21 protein-coding genes and 1 tRNA gene are annotated in these 18,027 nt (G+C 71.0%); 4 read left to right on the top strand and 18 right to left on the bottom strand.

Features of this window, described 5'->3' with window-relative positions:
- Positions 1-3: 3 nt before the first annotated feature.
- From VFX14_01520 to VFX14_01460, 13 genes are all read right to left on the bottom strand, one after another.
- Complete coding sequence (locus VFX14_01520) at positions 4-300, bottom strand: cell division protein ZapA (GenBank protein HEU5188346.1); 297 nt, start codon at positions 298-300, stop codon at positions 4-6.
- An 11-nt stretch (positions 301-311) separates the two neighbouring features.
- Positions 312-533 (bottom strand): hypothetical protein, encoded by a 222-nt coding sequence (locus VFX14_01515; protein ID HEU5188345.1) that lies wholly within the window; start codon positions 531-533, stop codon positions 312-314.
- Entirely contained in the window at positions 533-2,962 is a 2,430-nt protein-coding gene (gene pheT, locus VFX14_01510; GenBank protein HEU5188344.1) for a phenylalanine--tRNA ligase subunit beta, read from the bottom strand. The genes VFX14_01515 and pheT overlap by 1 nt, the downstream gene beginning before the upstream one ends.
- Entirely contained in the window at positions 2,959-4,008 is a 1,050-nt protein-coding gene (gene pheS, locus VFX14_01505; protein HEU5188343.1) for a phenylalanine--tRNA ligase subunit alpha, read from the bottom strand. Before pheS ends, pheT begins: the two co-directional genes overlap by 4 nt.
- Before the next feature lies 1 nt (position 4,009).
- Positions 4,010-4,369 (bottom strand): 50S ribosomal protein L20, encoded by a 360-nt coding sequence (gene rplT, locus VFX14_01500; protein HEU5188342.1) that lies wholly within the window; start codon positions 4,367-4,369, stop codon positions 4,010-4,012.
- 15 nt (positions 4,370-4,384) lie between these two features.
- Positions 4,385-4,582 carry a 50S ribosomal protein L35 gene (rpmI, locus tag VFX14_01495; GenBank protein ID HEU5188341.1) on the bottom strand — a complete coding sequence of 66 codons (198 nt, stop codon included), beginning with the start codon at positions 4,580-4,582 and terminating at the stop codon, positions 4,385-4,387.
- Positions 4,583-4,593: 11 nt separating this feature from the next.
- Positions 4,594-5,109, bottom strand: coding sequence for a translation initiation factor IF-3 (gene infC / locus VFX14_01490; GenBank protein HEU5188340.1), 516 nt, complete (start codon positions 5,107-5,109; stop codon positions 4,594-4,596).
- A 24-nt stretch (positions 5,110-5,133) separates the two neighbouring features.
- Positions 5,134-6,930, bottom strand: a complete 1,797-nt coding sequence (gene thrS, locus VFX14_01485) for a threonine--tRNA ligase (GenBank protein HEU5188339.1) — start codon at positions 6,928-6,930, stop codon at positions 5,134-5,136.
- A 134-nt stretch (positions 6,931-7,064) separates the two neighbouring features.
- Positions 7,065-7,139 (bottom strand) — tRNA-Val (locus VFX14_01480).
- Positions 7,140-7,248: 109 nt separating this feature from the next.
- Entirely contained in the window at positions 7,249-8,229 is a 981-nt protein-coding gene (locus tag VFX14_01475; GenBank protein ID HEU5188338.1) for an energy transducer TonB, read from the bottom strand.
- Positions 8,230-8,298: 69 nt separating this feature from the next.
- Positions 8,299-9,315, bottom strand: coding sequence for a 3-deoxy-7-phosphoheptulonate synthase (gene aroF, locus VFX14_01470; GenBank protein HEU5188337.1), 1,017 nt, complete (start codon positions 9,313-9,315; stop codon positions 8,299-8,301).
- A gap of 272 nt (positions 9,316-9,587) precedes the next feature.
- A complete protein-coding gene (locus VFX14_01465; GenBank protein HEU5188336.1) occupies positions 9,588-10,301 on the bottom strand; it encodes a TVP38/TMEM64 family protein in 714 nt (237 codons plus the stop codon).
- Positions 10,302-10,340: 39 nt separating this feature from the next.
- Positions 10,341-11,396 carry a hypothetical protein gene (locus VFX14_01460; GenBank protein HEU5188335.1) on the bottom strand — a complete coding sequence of 352 codons (1,056 nt, stop codon included), beginning with the start codon at positions 11,394-11,396 and terminating at the stop codon, positions 10,341-10,343.
- A gap of 174 nt (positions 11,397-11,570) precedes the next feature.
- Between VFX14_01460 and VFX14_01455 the strand changes: the two genes are divergently transcribed.
- Positions 11,571-11,930, top strand: a complete 360-nt coding sequence (locus VFX14_01455) for a hypothetical protein (protein ID HEU5188334.1) — start codon at positions 11,571-11,573, stop codon at positions 11,928-11,930.
- Positions 11,931-11,948: 18 nt separating this feature from the next.
- Here the strand turns inward: VFX14_01455 and VFX14_01450 are convergent, their stop codons facing one another.
- Entirely contained in the window at positions 11,949-12,551 is a 603-nt protein-coding gene (locus VFX14_01450) for a hypothetical protein (protein ID HEU5188333.1), read from the bottom strand.
- A gap of 128 nt (positions 12,552-12,679) precedes the next feature.
- Here VFX14_01450 and VFX14_01445 point away from each other — a divergent pair, with 128 nt between their 5' ends.
- A complete protein-coding gene (locus tag VFX14_01445) occupies positions 12,680-13,039 on the top strand; it encodes a DUF190 domain-containing protein (GenBank protein ID HEU5188332.1) in 360 nt (119 codons plus the stop codon).
- A gap of 3 nt (positions 13,040-13,042) precedes the next feature.
- Here the strand turns inward: VFX14_01445 and VFX14_01440 are convergent, their stop codons facing one another.
- Genes VFX14_01440 through VFX14_01430 form a run of 3 tightly spaced genes read right to left on the bottom strand, consistent with a single transcriptional unit; the run spans position 13,043 to position 15,201 of the window.
- Positions 13,043-13,375: a DUF190 domain-containing protein gene (locus VFX14_01440; protein ID HEU5188331.1), complete on the bottom strand. Its 333-nt coding sequence runs from the start codon at positions 13,373-13,375 to the stop codon at positions 13,043-13,045.
- 3 nt (positions 13,376-13,378) lie between these two features.
- Complete coding sequence (gene crcB / locus VFX14_01435; protein HEU5188330.1) at positions 13,379-13,750, bottom strand: fluoride efflux transporter CrcB; 372 nt, start codon at positions 13,748-13,750, stop codon at positions 13,379-13,381.
- Positions 13,751-13,773: 23 nt separating this feature from the next.
- Positions 13,774-15,201 carry an amidase gene (locus VFX14_01430; GenBank protein HEU5188329.1) on the bottom strand — a complete coding sequence of 476 codons (1,428 nt, stop codon included), beginning with the start codon at positions 15,199-15,201 and terminating at the stop codon, positions 13,774-13,776.
- An 18-nt stretch (positions 15,202-15,219) separates the two neighbouring features.
- On the opposite strand from VFX14_01430, the gene VFX14_01425 reads away from it, so the two are divergent.
- On the top strand, positions 15,220-16,557 hold the full coding sequence (locus tag VFX14_01425) for a hypothetical protein (GenBank protein HEU5188328.1): 1,338 nt from the start codon (positions 15,220-15,222) through the stop codon (positions 16,555-16,557).
- A 4-nt stretch (positions 16,558-16,561) separates the two neighbouring features.
- Here the strand turns inward: VFX14_01425 and VFX14_01420 are convergent, their stop codons facing one another.
- A complete protein-coding gene (locus VFX14_01420; protein HEU5188327.1) occupies positions 16,562-17,221 on the bottom strand; it encodes a TIGR04282 family arsenosugar biosynthesis glycosyltransferase in 660 nt (219 codons plus the stop codon).
- A gap of 132 nt (positions 17,222-17,353) precedes the next feature.
- On the opposite strand from VFX14_01420, the gene VFX14_01415 reads away from it, so the two are divergent.
- Positions 17,354-17,914, top strand: a complete 561-nt coding sequence (locus tag VFX14_01415) for a thiamine pyrophosphate-binding protein (protein HEU5188326.1) — start codon at positions 17,354-17,356, stop codon at positions 17,912-17,914.
- The last annotated feature ends 113 nt before the right edge of the window (positions 17,915-18,027 follow it).

Raw genomic sequence — 18,027 nt, 5'->3', positions numbered from 1 at the left:
GCCTTAGCGCGACGGCGGGACCACGGCGTCCAGGAGCTTGATCAGCTGGCCCAGGCGCGCGGTGACGTCGATGTCGCCCTTGCCCTGCTCGTCGCGCAGGCGGAACAGCTCGTCGGTGATGTCGAGGGCGGTGAGGACGAGCACCTTGGTCGTATCCTGCCCCGGCGCGTCGCCTCGGATCTCCTGCACCCGCTTCTCCACATAGGCGACAAGCTGGCGGACATAGTCCGGCGGCGCCTCGCTACGGATCGCATAGCGCTGCCCGAGGATCTCCACGTCGACGCGTCTGGGCTCGGCCATGCCGGGGCCTCCTAGAGATCGAGCTTGTCCAGCTCCCGGAGGATCGCGTCCATCTGGGTCACGATGTCCTTCCGTTCCTGCTTGAGCGCCCGGAGCTCGGCGCGCTCCGCCTCGTAGGACTCCAGCCGCGTCTTGAGGGTGTCGCGCTCCGCGCGGAGCCGCTCGATCTGCGCGGTCGCGCGCTTGATCGCCGCCTCCAGCATCTCGAGGCGCTGCGCCAGCGTGTCGGCCATCAGGCCCCCCGAACCTCGGCGCCGAAGCGCGCGGCCAGCTCGCGAACGAGGCGCCCGTGCGCCTCGTTGACCTCCGCGTCCGTCAGCGTGCGGTCGACGGCCTGATAGGTGAGACTCCACGCAAGACTCCGCTTTCCCGGCCCTACCTGGCTCCCGCTGTACACGTCGAAGAGGGCGAGGTCGACCAGCCATGCGACGGCCAGGCTGCGGATGGCCGCCTCCACCTGCGCCACCGTGACGTCGTCGCCGACGACGAGGGCCAGGTCACGCTGCACGGCGGGGAAGCGCGGCAGCGGGATAAAGCGCGGCACCGCGGGCGCCCGCGCGACGAGCGCGGACAGTGAGACCTCGGCCACGAAGACCGGCGCGGCGAGGTCGAAGACCTCGCGGGCCCGGTGGGCCACCTCGCCGAAGCGCGCGATCTCCGCCCCGTCGACGAGGAGCCGCGCGGCGCGGCCCGGCTCGAAATACCCCGGCTCCTCGCCCGCCGGCCACGGCTCGGTGACGGCCCCGGTCACGCCCGCGGTGGCGAGGACGAGCTCGGCCATGCCCTTGGCGTCGTAGAGATCGACGCGCTCGCGGGACGCATGCCACGCGCGGGCCGCGCGCTGGCCGGTGAGCGCCACGCCCAGCCACAGCTCCTCGTGCATCGGCCGGTCGCCGTCGTGCTCGCGGTGGGGAGCGAAGGTGACGCCGGTCTCGAACACGCGCACGTCGGGCCGCTGGCGATGAGCGTTGGTCGCGAGCACCTCGAGCAGGCCCGGCACCAGGGACGGCCGCATGATCGACCGCTCCGCGGAGAGCGGGTTGAGCAGGGCGACGAGGCGGCCGGGATCGTCCCACCCCAGCGCCTTGAGGCGCGCAGGATCGAGGAACGAGTACGTGATGCACTCCGACAGGCCCGCGTCGACGAGCGCGCCGCCCGCCCGCTCGGCGAGGAGCTGATCGGCGGGCCGTGTCACCGGCGACAGCTCGCCGGCGGGGGCGAGCTGCTGCGGGATCTTGTCGTAGCCCCAGATGCGCACGATCTCCTCGACGAGATCGTCCTCCTGGACGATGTCGCGCCGGAAGCTCGGCACCACCACCTGGAGCACGGGTCCGGAATCATCGACCGCGAAGCCCAGGGCCTGGAGGATGCGAATGACCTCCGCGCGCGGCGGGACCGCGCCGACCACGCGCTCGACCCGCTCGAGCCGCAGCGCGATGCGCGAGTGCGCCCGCGGCGCCGGGTACACGTCGATCACGCCGCGCGCCACCGTGCCGCCGCCCAGGTCCGCCATGAGCAGCGCGGCGCGGTTCACCGCGGGGATCACGGCCTCGATGTCGCTGCCGCGCTCGAAACGATAGGCGGCGTCGGTGGCGAGCCCGAGCGCGCGCGACGTCCGGCGGACGGACGCGCCGTTGAAGCAGGCGGCCTCGAGGAGCACGGTGGTCGTCTCCGAGCGCACCTCGCTGTCGCCGCCGCCCATCACGCCCGCGAGCCCCACCGGGCGCCCGGCGTCCGCGATCACCAGCATGTCCGGGCTCAGCGCACGGGTCCGGCCGTCCAGCGTCGTGATGCGCTCGCCGGGCCGCGCGCGGCGCACGACGATGCGGGCGCCGTCGAGCGCGGCGTGGTCGAAGGCGTGCAGCGCCTGGCCCAGCTCCCACATGACGTAGTTCGTGACGTCCACCACGTTGTTGATGGGGCGGAGGCCCACCGCGCGTAGGCGCTGCGCCAGCCATGGCGGCGAGGGCTTCACCGTGAGCCCGGTGATCACCCGCGCCGCGTAGCGGGGGCACAGATCGGGATCGGCGATCTCCACCGTCGCCAGCGCCGCCGCCTCGGGCTCGCTCTCCTTCACCGCGACCTGGGGGAAGCGGAAGGGCGCGCCGGTGACTGCCGCGACCTCGCGCGCCACGCCCACGATGGAGAGCGCGTCGGGCCGGTTCGGCGTGATCTCGATCTCGAAGATGGTGTCGTCGAGCCCGAGATAGGTGACGAGGTCCGTGCCGAGGGGCGCATCCGCGGGCAGGGCGAGGATGCCGTCCCCGTCGTCCCCGATGCCCAGCTCCTTCTCCGAGCACAGCATGCCCTCGGAGCGCGTGCCACGAATGGTGGCGACGCCGATCGCCCGCCCGCCAGGCAGGGTGGCGCCGGGCGGGGCCAGCGCGGTGCGGAGGCCGACGACGGCGTTGGGCGCGCCGCAGAGCACCGACAGCGTGCGATCGGGCAGCGCCACGCGGCACAGGCGGTTGACGTGGCCGCCCGCCCCGGGAACTTCGCGCTCGATGGACTCGATCTCGGCCACCACCACGCCCCCGAGCCCTTCAACGAGGGGGGTCACCCCCTCCACCGGGATGCCGGCATTGGTGAGCCGGTCGGCGAGGACGGCGGGCGGCAGATCCGTGTCCACGTACTCGCGCAGCCAGCGGTAGGAGATCTTCATGGCGCGGCCACCGTGACGGGGGCGAACTGGCCGAGGAAGCGCAGGTCGTTTTCGAAGAACAGGCGGATGTCGTCCACCTCGTACTTGAGGATCGCGATACGCTCGACACCCATGCCGAAGGCCCAGCCGGTGACCTCCTCGGGATCGTAGCCCACGTTGCGGAGCACGTTGGGATGCACCATGCCCGAGCCCAGGATCTCGAGCCAGCCCCCCTGCTTGCAGAAGCGGCAGCCGTCGCCGCCGCACTTGAAGCAGAGCACGTCCGCCTCCGCCGAGGGCTCGGTGAAGGGGAAGAACGACGGCCGGAAGCGCAGCCGCGAGCGCGCGCCGAACATCTGCTTCGCGAAGAGCTCGAGCGTGGCCTTGAGGTCGGCCATGGTGATGTGGCGGTCCACCGCCAACCCCTCGACCTGGTGGAACATCGGCGAGTGGGTGGCGTCGGTCAGGTCGCGGCGATAGACCTTGCCCGGCGAGATCGTGCGCACCGGCGGCTTCCGACCCAGCATGGTCCGGATCTGCACGGGTGAGGTATGGGTGCGCAGCAGCGCGCCCCCCGCGAGGTGCAGCGTGTCCTGCATGTCGCGTGCGGGATGGTCGTCGGGGAAGTTGAGCGCGCTGAAGTTGTAGTAGTCGGTCTCCGCCTCGGGCCCCTCCGCCACCGAGAAGCCGAGGCCGGCGAAGATCGAGATGATCTCGTCGAGCACGCGCGTGAGCGGGTGCACCGCGCCCGGCGGCGTGTAGCGGCCGGGCAGCGTGAGATCGATCCGCTCGGACTCGCGGGCACGCCGGCGCTCCTCGTCCTTGAGGGTCTCGATGCGCGCGGTGAGCGCGGCCTCGAGCGCCTGCTTGACCTCGTTGGCCTGCTGCCCGACCTTCGGCCGCTCGGCGGCGGGGAGCGAGCCCAGCGAGCGCAGCAGCGCGGTCAGCTCGCCGGAGCGCCCGAGGACGCGCACGCGCAGCGCTTCCAGATCAGACGTGGACCGGGCCCCGGCGATCTCCGCCAGGGCCCGGTCGTGGATCTGCTGGACCCGGGGGTCCCCCTTCACGCTAGGCGCGGTCCGCCGCTCGCGCCGTCTCCGCCAGCTTGGCGAAGGCGGTGGGATCGTGCACGGCGAGCTCGGCCAGGATCTTCCGATCGAGCGCGACGCCGGCCTTCTTGAGCCCGTCCATGAACCGCGAGTAGGAGAGCCCGAGGGGGCGGCACGCCGCGTTCACGCGGATGATCCACAGCGCGCGCGCCCGCCGCTTCTTCTGCTTGCGCCCCCTGTAGGCGAAGGCGCCCGCGCGCAGCACCGTCTCCGCCGCCGTGCGGTAGAGACGCCGCCGCCCGCCGAAGTAGCCCTTCGCCTGCTTGAGAATCTTCTTCCTGCGCTGGCGGGTCTTCGACCCGCCCTTGGCCCGTGGCATCGTGTGGCTCCTCTCCTACAGGTAGGGTACGAGCGCCCTGATCCGGTCGTGGTCCGCCGGGCTGACCGGCGCCGACTTGCCGAGGTGGCGCCGGCGCTTCGGGCTCTTGTGCTCCAGCATGTGCCGCTTCAGCCCCCGGCGCCGCATCAGCTTACCGGTGCCCGTGACCTTGAGGCGCTTGCGCGCCGCCCGCTTCGTCTTCATCTTCGGCATGGTCCTGTCCCTCAGTGCGCTTTCGGCGAGAGGATCATGCTGAGCATGCGCCCCTCCATCCGCGGGTGGCTCTCCACCACCGCCAGGTCCGACATCAGCTCCTGCATCCGGTTCAGCATCTTCCAGCCGAGCTCCGTATGCGCCATCTCACGCCCCTTGAACCGCACGGTGACCTTGGCCTTGTTGCCTTCCTCGATGAACCGGCGCACGTGCTTGGCCTTGAAGTCGAAATCGTGCGTGTCCGTCTTGGGGCCGAGCTTCACTTCCTTCACGAGAATCGTCGTCTGCTTCTTGCGCGCTTCCTTCTGCCTCCGCGCCTGCGTGTACTTGTACTTGCCGAAGTCCATGATCCGGCACACGGGCGGGACCGCCTCCGCCGCCACCTCGACCAGATCCATGTCGCGCTGCTTCGCCAGCTCCAGGGCCTGGGCGATCGGCAAGATCCCCAGCTGCTCCCCGGTGTCGCTCACCACCCGCACCTCCCGAACCCGAATCCCCTCGTTGATGCGAATGTCTTTAGGCTGTATCGCGCGGCTCCTTGGGGGCGCGGCTCATGCCGACTGCCCCACGGTGAGAGTGGCGGACCGACTGGCGATCTCCGCGGCGAGCTCGGCAAGCACGCGGTCGACGGGCAGGGCGCCGAGGTCGGCGCCGCCGCGGACGCGGACACTCGCGGTGCCGTTCTGGGCCTCGCGCTCGCCGACCACCAGCACGTACGGCACCTTCTGCACCTGGGCCTCGCGCACGCGGTATCCCAGCTTCTCGTTGCGGTCGTCCAGCTCGGCGCGGATGCGCGCCTGGCGCAGGCGTGCGTGCACCGCGCGCCCGTACTCGGCGTGCTTCTCGCTGATGGGCAGCACGCGCGCCTGCACGGGGGCGAGCCACGTGGGGAACGCGCCGGCGAAGTGCTCGGTGAGGATGGCCACGAAGCGCTCGTATGAGCCGAAGATCGCGCGGTGCACCACCACCGGCCGCTTGGGCTGGCCGTCGGTGTCGATGAACTCGCACTGCATGCGCTCGGGCAGCATCGTGAGATCGACCTGGATGGTGGCGAGCTGCCACTGGCGGCCCAGCGCGTCCTCCACGTCGATGTCGATCTTGGGCCCGTAGAAGGCCGCCCCGCCCTTGTCGAGGTCGTAGGCGACCGCGTTGGCCCGGAGCGCCTGGTGGAGCGCGTCCTCCGCCGCATCCCACTGCTGCTCCGTGCCGAGCTTGTCGGGCGCCCGGGTGGCCAGCCGGTACGAGGGCGGCAGCCCGAACGTGGCGTACCACTCGCGGACCAGCTCGAGGAGATCCGTGATCTCCGCCTGGAGCTGATCGGGCCGGCAGTAGATGTGGGCGTCGTCCTGCGTGAACTGGCGCACCCGCACCAGCCCGGACAGCGTGCCCGAGCGCTCGTTGCGGTGGCAGCGCCCCATCTCGGAGTAGCGGATGGGGAGGTCCCGATACGAGCGCAGCGAGCGCTTGTAGACGTAGGACGACTCCGGGCAGTTCATGGGCTTGAGGCTGTATGTTTCGCCCTCGACGTCGAGGATGAACATGTTCTCCTGGTAGTGGGCCCAGTGCCCCGACTGCTCCCAGAGCTTCTTGTTCACCACGATGGGCGTGGCGATCTCCTGGTAGCCCCGCGTGTCCAGCGACTCGCGCGCCATCCGCTCGAGCTCGCGCACGAGCACCATGCCGCCGGGAAGCCAGAACGGCGCGCCCGGCGCCACGTCGTGGAACTCGAAGAGCCCGAGCTCGCGGCCGAGCTTCCGGTGGTCGCGCTTCTTCGCCTCCTCGAGCCGCCAGAGGTGCTTGTCGAGCTCCTCCCGGGTGAGCCACGCCGTCCCGTAGATGCGCTGGAGCATCGGGTTCTTCTCGTCTCCGCGCCAGTACGCGCCCGAGGACGAGAGGAGCTTGAAGGCCTTGATCGCGCCCGTGGACCCCACGTGCGGCCCGCGGCAGAGATCAAGAAAGTCGCCCTGCTTGTAGACCGACACCGTGGGCACGTCGAGCCCACGCAGGATCTCGACCTTGAAGGGCTCGCCGTGCTCCTCGAACCAGCGGATGGCCTGCTCGCGAGGCCATTCCTCTCTGATGAAGGGCAGATCCTTCTTGACGATGTCCTTCATCCGCCCCTCGATCTTCTCGAGGTCTTCCGGCGTGAAGGGTGTGGCCTTGGCAAAGTCGTAGTAGAAGCCGTCCTCGATAGCGGGGCCGATGGCGACCCGCACGTCGGGGAAGAGCTGCTTGACCGCCTGCGCCATCACGTGGGACGTGGAGTGGCGGAGGGTGGGCAGGGGCTCGGGGACGCAGTCGAACTCCCCGGCCAGCTTCAGATGTCGGTCTTCTTCGGACTCAGCCATCGATTCCTCGGCATCGGACCCGCCACGTAGAACAAAAAAGCATCACTGGGACCCCGCCCGGTGATGCTCGCTCCCGCTCGTTTCCGCGTGCGCTGCTCCGTCCCGGATAGGCACTCCTGACTGACGAGATCGAGTGGTAGGCTCGGGCGGTTTCGAACCGCCGACCTCTACCGTGTCAAGGTAGCGCTCTCCCACTGAGCTACGAGCCTGCCCCGTCCCCCAAAAAGCATTGCCATGCTACAGGATACGCGACAGCACTGTCAAGCGAGCCCCCGTCGGGGCGGCCCCTCGCGGCGGGGCTTTCCCGCCCTCGGCTTCCTACCGGGTGAACTGCTTGACGAGGGAGTTCTCGACGATCTGGTAGACGAAGTTCCCGTTGATGGCGAGGACCTGCTTGGCGAGGTTGTCCGGCACCGGGGGAAAGGGCTGAGCGAGCTTGATCGCGTTCACCGCGTACTCGTCGAGGATCTCGACTCCGGAGGAACGGCGGACCTCCAGATAGGCGAGGCGGCCGTCCTTGGCGATGTGGAACTCGATTAGGAGCGCGCCGCCGATGCCCCGGTCCCCCGCCTCCCGCGGATAGCTCCACTTGGCCTGGATCCGCTCGCGCAGGATGCGGAAGTAGTCCTGGTACTTCGGGTCCGGCGTGTCGAGCGGGACCGGCTCCCCCTCGACGCCGCCGCGCCCGTCGCGAAGGCCGCCGCCCCCCTGCCCGGGCGGGCGGCGCAGCATCGCGGCGGGCAGATCAATGCCGCCGCTGCTCCGCGCGGTCGTCGGGCCTTGGGGCGCCGGCGGCGACGGAGTGGCGACGCGATTCTCGGCGGGACCATGCGGCTCCTTGGGAGCCGGCGTGGCCTGCGGCGTGGGCGTCGTGGGTGGCGGCGTCTCCGCCGGCTTCGGCGCGGGCGCCGGCTCGGGCGGCGCCTTGGGCGCGGGCGGCTCGGGCGGCGCGGCCTTCGCGACCTGCTCGGGCGGCTTCGGCGCGGCGGGCGCGGGCGGGCTGGGGGCCGGTTTGGGGGCGGGCCGCGGCGCCTCCGCCACCCGGACCCTGGCCTCGGGCGCCTTCGGCGCCGGCGGCGGCGACGGCCGACTGGCCACCGTGCCGGGCGGGCGCGACGGATTGCCCGCGGGGGCCTTCTCCTCCGGCTTGTCCGGCGCGATGTCCACGAAGAGGGGCTCCCCCTTCTTCGCGTGCTTTTGCTCGCTCCAGACACCGCCCAGCAGGACCAGCGCGGCGAGGAGGACATGGAACAGGATCGAGCAGGCGACGGCGACGAAGAACCCCCGCCGGCCGCGCAAACGCCGATCCCGACGCCTCGGCAGCCCCGTTCGCATGGTCCTCCGATTATGCCATGCCGGTCGTACGGATCAGAGGCTGCGGCCGACGGCCTCCGCGACCGGCCGGAGCTCGCGCATGAGCTGCGCGAACTTCGACGGCTTGAGGGACTGCGGCCCATCGGAGAGGGCTTCCTCGGGCCGGGGATGCACCTCGATGATGAGCCCGTCCGCGCCGCACGCCACCGCGCCCTTCGCCATCGGCGCGACCAGATCCCAGTGGCCGGTGCCGTGCGAGGGATCCACGACCACCGGCAGGTGCGAGAGCTTCTTGAGCACCGGCACCGCATTGAGGTCGAGGGTGAAGCGCGTGGAGGTCTCGAAGGTACGAATCCCTCGCTCGCAGAGGATCACGCGAGGGTTGCCCGCGGCGAGGATGTACTCGGCGGAGAGGAGGAACTCCTGGATGCTGGTGGCCATGCCTCGCTTGAGCAGCACGGGCTTGCCCAGCTCGCCCACCCGGCGGAGCAGCGTGAAGTTCTGGATGTTGCGGGCGCCGACCTGGAGGATGTCAGAGTACTCGGCGACCAGCTCGGCGCTCTCCGTCTCGAGCACCTCGGTGACGACGGGAAGCCCGGTGCGCTTGCGGGCCTCCGCGAGGTACTTCAGGCCCTGCTCCTTGAGCCCCTGGAACGCGTACGGCGACGTGCGCGGCTTGTACGCGCCGCCGCGAAGGATCCGGGCGCCGGCGTCCTTCACGGCGTCCGCCACCTCGAGCACCTGGGACTCCGACTCCACCGAGCATGGCCCCGCCATCACCACCACCGGCTTGGCCCCGATGACCACCCCGTTGACCCGCACCTCGCTGGGCTCCGGCCGGATCTCGCGGCTCGCCAGCTTGAACGGCTGCTGGATCGGTACCACCGACTCGACCGTCTCCATCGCTTCCAGGATCCGCAGATCCGCCTTCCCACGCTCCTCCCCCACCGCACCGATCACGGTCTTGAACTCGCCGCGAATGGTGTGGGGCCGGTACCCGAGCTCCTCGATACGGCGACAGACCGCGTCGACTTCCGCCTCCGAGATCCCCGACTTGAGCACGATGATCATGGCGCCCTCCGTTCCGCGCGTCGGCCCATTTTCACAAACAAAAACGCCGCGGGCGGTGCTGGCCGCGGCGTTGGGCTCGACTGGTTCGCCACGGGCCGGCGATCCGTCCGCCCGTGGCTCCTGGAGACTAGCTCAGGGGAGCCGGCAGGCGGACCGGGGGAAAGTAAAAGGAGTGGCGCCAGCCCTGCACGCTCCCGATTCCCGTTCCCGTCATCGGCCCGCCTCCTTTCCTGGAAAGTGTCCGTGATGATACGAATGCGGCGGCGCCGGTGTCAAGCCCCCTCCCGGTGGTTGCGGCGCTGCGCCCACGCGACGATCCGCTTGCGGTAGTAGTAGAGCGGCAGCGCCACCGCGATGGCGATGGCGGAGATCAGCACCACGTGAATGTATTGCCCGGTGGCCGTATGCGCGCCCTGCGCGGAGAGAATCCAGGTGCCGGGCATCCGGCCGAGCCCGGACACCACCGCGAACACCCAGATCGGCATCGGGCTGATCCCGAAGAGGTAGCAGACGATGTCCTTCGGCAACCCCGGGATCAGGAAGATGATGAAGCAGAGGATGGCCCCCTCCGCCTCCACGATGAATCCGAGCCGGTCCCACGTCTCCTGGCTGATCATGCGCTGCACGAAGCGGGCGCCCAGCCAGCGTCCCACCGCGAAGGCCGCGACCGAGCCCAGCGTGAGCCCGATCGTCGAGTAAATGAAGCCGCCCCAGACGCCGAAGAGGAAGCCGCCGAGAAAGCCGGTGGCCTCGCCGGGGATCGGCGAGACCACGACCTGGAGCGCCTGCAGCAGGATGAAGAAGATGGGGGCGAGGATGCCCCACTCCCGGAGGGTCTGCTTGAGGAAGCGCTTGTCCTCGTACAGCCGGACGACATAGGCCCAGCCCGACGACTCCGACATGATGAACCACACGCACACGCCGAGGAACAGCGCGGACGCCCCGATCAGGATCGGCCACCGATACCGCCCGATCAGCTCGCCCATCGCCTCACGGCCGGCCCGAGCATCGTTGCACGGGGGCCCTCATGGAGCGGGAACCGCGGCGGCCTCGAAGCGCCCGAACCAGCCGTAGCGCGGCCACCAGCGCGGGAGCAAAGGGTCGCGGGCGGCGAGACGGGTGAAGGCGGCGAACCAGCGTGTCGGGGCGTGCGCGGCGAAGAGCTGCGCGAGCCACAGCACCCGGTACGCGCGGCGATAGCCCTCGACGCGGCGGCGGTAGCGATCCAGCGCCTCGCCCAGGCTCAGTCGCCCCGCGATGACCTCCTGGACGAGCTTCCCGCACTCCCCGCCGAAATAGAGAGCCGGGCGAATCCCCTCCGCGGTGAAGGGCATGCACTGCCCGGCGGCATCACCCACCGCAAAGAGCCGGCCCACCGTCGGACGCAGGAGCCGATTGGGGAAGTACGTGCCGTGATACGTGGTGGCCTCGGCGCCGACCTCGGAGAGGAATCGATCCAGGGCCGGCTTGAGCTTGGAGGCGCCGGAGTACGACCCGAGCCCGATGAGGCTCGCGCCGCCCACCGGGAACACCCAGCCGAGCCCGCGGCGGATCAGCCGCTTGTCGAGCCAGAAGGACAGCCCCTCATCGGTGAGCCGCGCGCGCGTCTCGAGGCCGAACGAGTAACCGCGCCGGGATGCGGCCCGGCGCCGGCCATTGACGAGCGTGCCGCGCCAGCCCGAGGCATCCACGATGATGGGCGCGCGAAAGCGGCCCTCCGACGTCACCACCGCCCCCTCCTCGATCCCGGTCACCGTGGCGCGCAGGAAGCGGGCGCGGCACTGGGCCAGCAGCCCCAAGCAGAAGGCTTTGTAGTCGAAGGTGCAGAACGGCACCTCGGAGAGATCGTAGGTGACGCTGCTCTGAGGGGTGCGAACCGTGAGGCGATCGTGGATCTGGAGCACGCTGGTCCGGACCCCGAGCGACTCCGGCACCCAGAGCGGCGTGCCGCAAGCCGAGGTCTGGACGGCCCCGATCTCGTTGCGATCGAGGATCAGGACCTCCCCCTGAAGCTGGCGCGCGACTCCGAGGCCGGCGAAGCTCCCTCCGACCACGATGGCGTCGAATTGTTTCACGGTCATGGGTGTTTGCGCGCGGGCTCGCAGATCGGAGTCCGCAGACGGATACTCCGACAGGCCATTGGAAATGTCAATTGACCGGCCGGGTTGGTGGGGCTAGGCTTGCGCAATCGGCGAGGTAGGGCCCGGGACGGCCTGCCGCGCCAGAGCGGTGCCAGGGGGAACGCGATGGAGACCGTGAGCCGACGGGATAGCACCCTTCGCGAGCAGGCGATCCAGTGGCTGGTCGAGGGCGACGCCAACGTCAAGGTCCTCACCACGGTGCTGGACGAGTTTGCGCGCCTGCACGGGATCGCGCTCACCGCCGAGCGGGACACCGAGCGCCTGCGGGCTCAGATCCAGGCCACGGAGCAGGAGACCGAGCGCCTCCGGGAAGGCGTCGCCCGGCTTCGGACCGACAATGCCCGCTGCATGAAGGACCGCGAGGACATTGCCGCCGCCCTGTCCCAGTTCATGGGCGAGGTCCTCAACAAGCTACGCGGCCGCCCGGAGTGGACGCTGCCGCCCCAGGCCCCGCCCGCGCCGCCCAAGGCCTGACCGCCGCCGGCCCCTCCGCTACTTGACCTTGTAGGCGGTCAGCTCGCCCGGCTTCACGCCGGCGCGGCTCGACTGGAACTTGACGGGGAACTTCGCGCTGGGCGCGAACCACACGACATCGGTGAACTTGAAAGGCTGCCCGGCCTGGGTGCCCGTCCAGGTCCGCTCCATCTTGAACGCCTTGAAGCTTCCCGCCTTCGTCTGCACGTCTTCGAGCGCGGCCACCACCACGCCGACGTCGTAACGCTGGGGCTTACCGCGGATCAGGCCCTCCGCCGAGAAGCTCCACGTCTTCTTCACCTCGAGCGGAAAGGCGTAGAACTTCCACTCGGGGCCGAGGGCGAGGAAGTCGATCTTGGCAGCCTCCACCGCCTTGCCGGCGGCGTCGGTGACCTTCCGGATGGCGAGGTTGCGATCGTAGTGGACGAGACAGGTGGGACAGACCGCGAGCGGGCCCGCCATGATCGGCGCGCCGTCCTCCACCTTCACCACCGCGATCTGGCGGCCGTCGGTGTACGCCCACGAGTCGCCCACCGTATAGGCGGGCGAAGCCACGGGCTGGGCGAAGGCCGGCGATTCCAGCGCGACGGCAAGGGCACAGGCCAGGACGAGCCATCTCATCGGCACGATCTCCTCGCCCCTCCTTGAGCGGTCGGGGCCTCGACGCGTAGAATTGGGGATGGCGTCACTCCCCTCAAGGGTATCGAGTCCGGCGGCTTATCCCTAGCAATGTGGTGGGAGGGAGCGTCATGCGGGGCATCGAGGGCGAGCAGGTCCTGCTGCGCATCATCCTGAGCGAGTCGCGAACCCACGACCGCCAGCCGCTCTTTCGCCGCCTGCTCGAGATACTGCGCAGCGAGGGGCTCGCGGGCACGACGGTACTCAAGGGGGTCGCGGGCTACGGCCATGATCGCCGCATCCACAACCTCGTCCTCGAGGTGACCGCTCAGGGACTTCCCATCGTGCTCGAGGTCGTCGACACGCCGGAGCGAATCGACCGCGTCCTTCCCAAGGTCGACGCGCTGATGGGTGACGGAGGCGTCGTGATGACCGAGCGTGCGCGGGTCATCCGCTACGCGCCCAGCCCGACCCCGCCTTCCCTGACCTGACGGTCAGGGTGCGTAGCGGAGGACGCGCACCTTCTCCATCGTGATGAGCCCTCCGCTCATCATCCGGTCGACCTCGGGCAGGATGGCGTCCAGATGCTCCTGGGAGTCGACGACCTCGATGATCAGCGGCAGGTCCGCCGAGAGCTTCAGAACGCCGGCGGTGTGCAGGATCGAGCTCGGGCCGAACCCGGCGACCCCACGGAGCACGGTGGCGCCGGCCAGGCCCTTCGCGCGAAACAGCTCCACGAGCGCCACGTAGAGCGGCCGGCGCTCCCACTTGTCGCTCTCACCGATGAAGATTCGCATCAGCACCTGCTCTCCGTCGAGCTTCCGCATGGATCACCCCCGCAGCCCGATCACGAGACGGCCGGCGGCGATGCCGAGAAAGCACAGGCCCAGGGCACACGCGGTGGTGATGACGACATTGATCCAGGCCCCGGTCCACGCGTGCGTCTCCATCAGCCGGACCGTCTCGTAACTGAAGGTCGAGTAGGTCGTGAGGCCGCCCATCATGCCCGTGGTGATGAAGAGCCGCATGTCGTCGGGGATCATCAGCGCCTCCCCGCCGATCTCCTGGACGAAGCCGATGACGAAGGATCCCACCAGGTTCACGATGAGCGTCCCGTACGGAAAGTCCGCGCCGAGCCACTGAGCCGCCGCGAGCGAGGTGAGGAAGCGCAGGACCGATCCGATCGCGCCTCCGACTCCCACCAGCAAGACGTGCTGGAGCAGGCTTAGCTCAGGCCCGGCCGGCGCGCGTGCCAGGGGGCCGCGGCTTCCCAGGCCGCCGAGGCGGCCAGCACCGTGCGGTCGGCGTGGCGCCGTCCCACGATCTGCAGGCCCACGGGTAGCCCCGAGGCGGTCACCCCGGCGGGTACGCTCGCCGCCGGCTGTCCGGTCAGGTTGAACGGATACGTGAAGGGCGTCCAGCCGAGCCGCGACACGGGAGTCCCGTCGATCTCCTGAATGGGCAGGGCGTCGACCGCGAACGGCGCCACCGCCACGGTGGGCATGATCAGCAGGTCGAAGCGCGCGAGGAATCGCTGCACCTCGCCCCAGAACTCGCGCCGCGCGAGCACCGCGCCGAGGTATTGCTCGGCGGTGATGGCCTCGCCGAAGCGCAGGAGCTCGACGAACGCGGGGTCGAGCAGCTGCTCGCCCGCGTCCAGCCGGTCGCGATAGGCGGCGAACGCCTCTCCGGCGGCGAGGGTTCGATAGATGGGCTCGGGATCGTCCCAGGTGGGCACGACCACCTCGACGTGGCAGCCCAGGGACTCGAAGCGCACCGCCGCCTCCGCGCAGAGGTCGGCGACCTCGGGCTCCACGCGCCCGTGGCCGAGGTCGGCGGACCAGGCGACGGACAGGCCCGCGATGCCGTCGTCGCACGCGGCCAGGAACGGCGGCCCCTCCACTGCGGGAAGCGAGTGGCGGTCGCGATCGTCGGGCCCCGCGAGGACGTCCAGCATGAGCGCGGCATCGCGCACCGTGCGCGTAAGCGGTCCGGTATGCGAGAGCGTTTCCCAACCGGGCAGGCCAGGACCCGACGGCACGCGGCCGAACGAGGGCTTGAGGCCGTAGATCCCGCAGAACGAGGCGGGGATGCGGATCGACCCGCCCCCGTCGGTGCCGAGCGCGAGAGGGCCGAGCCCGGCGGCGACCGCGGCCGCCGCGCCGCCGCTCGAGCCACCGGGCGTGCGCGCGAGATCCCACGGGTTGCGCGTGACGCCGAAGAGCAGGTTGTCGGTGACGCCCTTGAACCCGAACTCCGGCGTGTTGGTCTTGCCGACGATGATGGCGCCCGCTCCGCGTAGACGTTCCACCGCGACCGCGTCCTCCTCCGGCACGTGATCAGCGAGGAGCCGGGAGCCCGCGGTGGTGCGGAGACGGCGCGTGAAGATCAGGTCCTTCACCGACACCGGGACGCCGTGGAGCGGGCCGAGGGCCTCACCCGAGAGGATGGCCACCTCGGCGGCGGTGGCGGCGTCACGCGCCTCCTCGGCGGCGAGCGTGCAGTAGGCGTTGATGGCGGGATTGACGGCGGCGACGCGGTCGAGCAGCGCCTCCATCACCTCGACCGGCGAGATCTCCTTGCCGCGGATCCGCCGCGCGAGCTCGAGCGCGGATAGCCAGGCCAGCTCGGCGGCACCCATATCGAGACGCATTGTAACATCGGGGACGCGATGGACCGTGCGCGCGTGGAGCGGATGGCCGAGGCGCTCGAGCGCCCCGAGGTCGCCGCTCACGATCCCGAGCGCTTCGGCGCGCTGCGGCGCGCGCTCGACAGCGCCGACCCGCCCCTGAGCGCGGGCCGCCACGGCTCGCTCGTCGGCTACACCGCGGTGACGCCGCGTCGCCGTCTGGTCGAGCTGGACCGGCGCGGCCACCTGACCGCCGCCTATCGATGGCGCGACGACGGCGGGCTCGCATGGGCCAAGGTCCGCAGCGCGCACGGCGATTGGATCGGCGTCGAGCCGGAGGCGGGCGCCCCCGCAGCGTGGGGCGTCTCCGATGCGCTGTGGCTCCTCGAGAGCGACGCGGCGTGGACGCCGCGCGCGCCGCTGACCGTCTTCCAGTCGGTGGACTGGGCCCGGCTCGAGTGGATCCCGCCGCTGGCCGCGCCGTCGCGCCTGCCGCCCGGCGCCGGCACCGCCGTGCTCAACCTGCTCGCCGGACTCATGAAGGATCAGGGATTGGCCCGGGTGCGCTACCGCGGGCCGTATCCGAGCGAGTCGCTCTTCACCGCGCTGCTCGAGTGCTTCCGCCACGACCCGGAGGCTGCGGATCCGCTCGATCGCTTCATCTCCGAGGAGGGGCTGGACTGGCTGCCGGCGCCCCACGAGCGCCACTGGGTCGCCGACGGCGTCTGCGCGCAGCTCCGCCAGGAGCTGGACAAGGTCGTGCTCGACGGGATCGCGTTCTATCGGCCGGACTGGCAGGGCCTCGGGCGCCGCGAGCCGCGCATGATCCGCGCCGAGGGCGAGCGACGCGTCTGCTCGCTGTGGGCGCTCGGCCGCGCGCTCGAGGATCGGGCCGTGCTCGCCCCCGATGGCGAGGTGCTCGCCCGCCCCGCGCCTCGCGACGATGCGCGGGCGCCGGCGCCCCTCGCCCCCGTGTGGCGCCCCGCCCTCGCCGCCCTCGTGGCGCGCGAGAGCGCGCCCGTGCTCGGCGACGCCATCGGCGAGACGCTGGGCGAGCTGGCGCTCGAGTGGGGCGCGGTGCCCGGCGATCTAATCCGCGTGAACGGCGGGACCGCGCGCGTGCGCCGCCAGCTGCTCGACGTGGGCCTCGCGTGGATCGGCGAGGCGCCTCCCGGGGTCGCGCGCGGCGAGCGCGCGGGCGCGCTGGCGCTCGAGGTCGCGCGGCTGCTCGCTCCGGAGCTCCGCCGCCGCGCGGAGGCGCGGCTCGCCGCGCTGCCCGCGGACGAGCAGCAGCGACGCTGGGAGGCGAGCGCGGCGGCGGCGCCACTCGGCGAGCCGGTGGGCCGGCTCCTCGCGCTGCTTGCGCGCGGCGGCGGCTGACGCGCTAGCCGGGAAAGGCGGCGAGCCAGCGGCGCGTGCGCCAGGCGGCGGTGCCGGCCGCCGGCGGCGCGGCGACGCTCGCGAGATCGTCGCGCAGGCGGAGAAGGTCCGCGGCGGTGTCCACGTCGTACCAGGGCGGGAGTCGATGCACGCGAAGCCCGAGCCGCTGGGCGCGCTCGCACGTAACCGCGAGCACGTCGGGCGCGGTCCAGCGCATGTCGGCGAAGAGCGCCGGCGCGGGCCGCGCCAGCCCGATCAGGTAGTAGCCGCCGTCCTCGGCCGGCCCCAACACCACGTCGGCGCCGCCCCCCGCGAGCACGCGCGCCGCCTCGGCGAAGCGCGCGGCCGGCAGTGTGGGCAGATCACTCCCGGTGACCAGCGCGGCGGCATGGCCCGCCTCGAGCAGATCCGTCACGAGGTTCGCCATGCGCGCGCCCAGATCGTCGCCGCGCTGGGCGAGCCGGCGCATGCCCGGCGCGAGCCCCGCCATCGCCGCCGCTGCCGTCACCGGCGAGAAGGCCGCGATGACCTCGACGCCCGGCACCCGGCCCGCCGTGTCGAGGGTATCGAGCACGAAGCAGCGGTAGAGCAGCGTCGCCGCCTCGAGGCCCAGCAAGGCATGCAGCCGGCTCTTGACCGGCTCGCGTCCGGGGACCCGCAGCATCACCGCGAGCGCTATGTCATGTGGACGGGGCGCCAGGTGCTGGAGTATACCAGCCGCGTCGGGTGAACGGCCGGCCGCGAGGCCCTGACCACGTGGTATAAAGGGGCGGTTTTCACCGGCCCAGGAGGCGCGATGCCCGAATCCATTCCCGCCACGCTCGTGATCGATACCTTGAAGGACCTTTTCCGCGAGGCCCGCACCGCGCACGCCAAGGAGGTCGCGGAGCCGCCGCTCCACAGCCATCTCGGCTGGATCCTCAGCGTGCCCGATACGCATCAGAAGACAGTGCTCGCCGCGCTCGACAAGGAGGAGTCCATCCGGGTGGTGACCTGCGCCACCGAGGACGAGGCCACCGCCATCGGCGCCGGCCTCTACATGGGCGGCGAGCCCGTGGTCCTGATGATCCAGCACGCGGGCCTGTACGCGTCGATCAACACCCTTCGAGGCGTCGCCATGGACGGCCGGGTGCCGATGTTCTACATGATCGGCCTGCTGAGCCGCGAGAAGGACAAGGACCCGCGCGAGTCCCGGCACTCGATGGTCCGCTACGCGGAGCCGCTGCTCGACACCTTCGGCGTGCCCTACGCGCGGCTCGAAGGCCCCGACGATCTGCACTTCATCCCCGAGTACTATCGCCTGAGTCGCGAGCGCCGCGGGCCCGCCGTGGTGCTCGTAGGGCTGGAGACCGCGTGATGGCCGCCCCGTCGACGCCGCCCGTCGCGAAGGCCCCGATGAAGCCGGAAGACGTGCTCGAGGTCATCGCCGCGCACCGTGGCGATGCGATCTGCGTCCCCACGATGACGACG

The sequence above is a fragment of the Candidatus Methylomirabilota bacterium genome (assembly GCA_035764725.1).
In the GTDB taxonomy this organism is placed as follows: domain Bacteria; phylum Methylomirabilota; class Methylomirabilia; order Rokubacteriales; family CSP1-6; genus DASRWT01.
Note: the sequence above shows the minus strand (reverse complement) of the source record. Positions and strands in the feature narration are given on the sequence as shown.